This is a genomic window from Gluconobacter sp. P1D12_c, from assembly GCF_018812105.1.
In the GTDB taxonomy this organism is placed as follows: domain Bacteria; phylum Pseudomonadota; class Alphaproteobacteria; order Acetobacterales; family Acetobacteraceae; genus Gluconobacter; species Gluconobacter oxydans_A.
The window spans coordinates 1-486 of record NZ_JACSIQ010000367.1; the positions used below are offsets into that span (position 1 = coordinate 1).

At 53.8% G+C, this 486-nt stretch carries 1 protein-coding gene; it reads right to left on the reverse strand.

Annotation, left to right across the window (positions count from 1 at the left end):
• The coding region (locus KP705_RS17205; RefSeq protein WP_215765152.1) for a transposase at positions 1 to 486 on the reverse strand (486 nt) is incomplete at both ends.

Below are 486 nucleotides of genomic sequence, written 5' to 3' on the forward strand. Positions count from 1 at the left end.
TATTGTAGACGATATTGGCGAGCCCGATCCTCATGGTGGCTCGACTGATACCGACAGTCCGGACAAACAGCCCCGTCTGTGACTTCTGATCGGCAAAGACATGCTCGACACGCGAGCGGATGACCGACTTTCCAGCATTTGATTTCTGGATRTGCCGRGGCATAGGCTTGAGATGCGGCTTTTTCCTGTGGACCTTCGAGACAAAGCCCTGCTTCTCCATGAAGTCTTCGTTGGCTTTTGAGCGATAGGCTGTGTCTGCCCAGACTATTGAGGCCGTATTGGTTTTATCCAGCAAGCCCTCTCCCAATCGCGCACCATCACTGGCGGCGGCATCGGKTGTTTTCCATTTCCGGATCAACCGAAATTTTCGGTCGATGGAGACATGGGATTTGTAGCCAAAGAATGGGATGGCAAGATCTGTTGCGGGGATCGTCCCATCCTCCTGCCGCTTTGCTTTCGTGAACTTCAGCGTCCACCGCGCATGCC